Source organism: Lacticaseibacillus nasuensis JCM 17158 (genome assembly GCF_001434705.1).
GTDB lineage: Bacteria > Bacillota > Bacilli > Lactobacillales > Lactobacillaceae > Lacticaseibacillus > Lacticaseibacillus nasuensis.
Genome location: NZ_AZDJ01000004.1, coordinates 1 through 3,032, shown reverse-complemented (window position 1 = coordinate 3,032; position 3,032 = coordinate 1). Strand labels below are relative to the sequence as shown.

Below are 3,032 nucleotides of genomic sequence, written 5' to 3'. Positions count from 1 at the left end.
TTTGTTCTTTGAAAACTGGATATCATTGTTTTATTAGTAATGCCGAGAACACAGCGTATTTGTATGAGTTTCTAAAAGAAATTCGAATCGCTAACCGATCTAGTAATAGATCAAGGTTAAGTTACAAAGGGCGCACGGTGGATGCCTTGGCACTAGGAGCCGATGAAGGACGTGACTAACGACGATATGCTTCGGGGAGCTGTACGTAAGCTTTGATCCGAAGATTTCCGAATGGGGGAACCCAGCGACCGCATGGTCGTTACTTCTGTGTGAATACATAGCACAGTAGAGGCAAACGCAGGGAACTGAAACATCTAAGTACCTGCAGGAAGAGAAAGCAATTGCGATTCCCATAGTAGCGGCGAGCGAAGTGGGAACAGCCCAAACCAAGAGGCTTGCCTCTTGGGGTTGTAGGACTGAACATTGGAGTTATCAAGAAACGTTGTAGTTGAAGTCAGCTGGAAAGCTGCGCCACAGAAGGTGAAAGCCCTGTAAGCGAAACGACGTTTCCTCCGTTCAGGATCCTGAGTACGGCGGAACACGTGAAATTCCGTCGGAATCCGGGTGGACCATCACCCAAGGCTAAATACTCCCTAGTGACCGATAGTGAACCAGTACCGTGAGGGAAAGGTGAAAAGCACCCCGGGAGGGGAGTGAAACAGTTCCTGAAACCGTGTGCCTACAATTAGTCGAAGCCCGTTAATGGGTGACGGCGTGCCTTTTGTAGAATGAACCGGCGAGTTACGCTAACATGCGAGGTTAAGGTGAAAAGCCGGAGCCGTAGCGAAAGCGAGTCTGAATAGGGCGCGTAAGTATGTTGGTGTAGACCCGAAACCAAGTGACCTACCCATGACCAGGTTGAAGGTGTGGTAAAACGCACTGGAGGACCGAACCCGTGTATGTTGAAAAATGCTGGGATGAGTTGTGGGTAGCGGTGAAATTCCAAACGAACTTGGAGATAGCTGGTTCTCTCCGAAATAGCTTTAGGGCTAGCCTCAGAGGATGGATATTGGAGGTAGAGCACTGTTTGGACTAGGGGCCCGTCAAGGGTTACTGAATTCAGATAAACTCCGAATACCAATTATCTTACTCTGGGAGTCAGACGGTGAGCGATAAGGTCCATCGTCGAAAGGGGAACAGCCCAGATCACCAGTTAAGGTCCCTAAATTTATGCTAAGTGGAAAAGGATGTGGCGTTGCACAGACAACTAGGATGTTGGCTCAGAAGCAGCCACCATTTAAAGAGTGCGTAATAGCTCACTAGTCGAGTGACACTGCGCCGAAAATATACCGGGGCTAAGCATAATACCGAAACTGTGGGTGCATCCGTAAGGATGCGCGGTAGGAGAGCGTTCCATAGGCGTTGAAGGTCGATCGTGAGGACGGCTGGAGCGTATGGAAGTGAGAATGCCGGCATGAGTAGCGAAAGATTGGTGAGAATCCAATCCACCGTATGACTAAGGTTTCCTGGGGAAGGCTCGTCCTCCCAGGGTTAGTCGGGACCTAAGGCGAGGCCGAGAGGCGTAGTCGATGGCAAACAGGTTGAGATTCCTGTACTAGATTATTTTGTTTGAGCGATGGCGGGACGCAGGAGGCTAAGACAAGCACCCAGCTGGAAACGGGTGTCCAAGCAACGAGTCTTGAGATGAGTGAAATGCTTACCTCTTTAAGGACAAGTTGTGATGGGGAGCGAAATTTAAGTAGCGAAGTGTCTGATGTCACACTGCCGAGAAAAGCGTCTAGTGAGAAATAATCTACCCGTACCGCAAACCGACACAGGTAGTCGAGGCGAGTAGCCTCAGGTGAGCGAGCGAACTCTCGTTAAGGAACTCGGCAAAATGACCCCGTAACTTCGGAAGAAGGGGTGCTGTACGCAAGTACAGCCGCAGTGAATAGGCCCAAACAACTGTTTATCAAAAACACAGGTCTCTGCAAAATCGTAAGATGACGTATAGGGGCTGACGCCTGCCCGGTGCTGGAAGGTTAAGAGGATGAGTTAGCGTAAGCGAAGCCCAGAATTGAAGCCCCAGTAAACGGCGGCCGTAACTATAACGGTCCTAAGGTAGCGAAATTCCTTGTCGGGTAAGTTCCGACCCGCACGAAAGGCGTAATGATTTGGGCACTGTCTCAACGAGAGACTCGGTGAAATTAAGATACCCGTAAAGAAGCGGGTTACCCGCGACAGGACGGAAAGACCCCATGGAGCTTTACTGTAGCTTGATATTGAGTGTTTGTACCGCTTGTACAGGATAGGTAGGAGCCGTAGAAGCCGGAACGCTAGTTTCGGTGGAGGCATTGGTGGGATACTACCCTTGCTGTATGAACACTCTAACCCGCGCCACTCAGCGTGGCGGGAGACAGTGTCAGGTAGGCAGTTTGACTGGGGCGGTCGCCTCCTAAAATGTAACGGAGGCGCCCAAAGGTGCCCTCAGAATGGTTGGAAATCATTCGCAGAGTGTAAAGGTATAAGGGCGCTTGACTGCGAGACTGACAAGTCGAGCAGGGACGAAAGTCGGGCTTAGTGATCCGGTGGTTCCGTATGGAAGGGCCATCGCTCAACGGATAAAAGCTACCCTGGGGATAACAGGCTTATCTCCCCCAAGAGTCCACATCGACGGGGAGGTTTGGCACCTCGATGTCGGCTCATCGCATCCTGGGGCTGTAGTCGGTCCCAAGGGTTGGGCTGTTCGCCCATTAAAGCGGTACGCGAGCTGGGTTCAGAACGTCGTGAGACAGTTCGGTCCCTATCCGTCGCGGGCGCAGGAAATTTGAGAGGAGCTGTCCTTAGTACGAGAGGACCGGGATGGACGTTCCGCTGGTGTACCAGTTGTGCCGCCAGGCGCATCGCTGGGTAGCTATGAACGGCAGGGATAAACGCTGAAAGCATCTAAGTGTGAAGCCCCCCTCGAGATGAGATTTCCCATTCCGTAAGGAAGTAAGACCCCAGAGAGATGATCTGGTAGATAGGCTGGAAGTGGAAGAGCAGCGATGCTTGGAGCGGACCAGTACTAATCGGTCGAGGACTTAACCAAG

1 rRNA gene is annotated in these 3,032 nt (G+C 51.4%); it reads left to right on the top strand.

Annotation, left to right across the window (positions count from 1 at the left end):
* Window positions 1–114 precede the first annotated feature (114 nt).
* Window positions 115–3,031 (top strand): 23S ribosomal RNA (locus tag FD02_RS03015).
* The last annotated feature ends 1 nt before the right edge of the window (window position 3,032 follow it).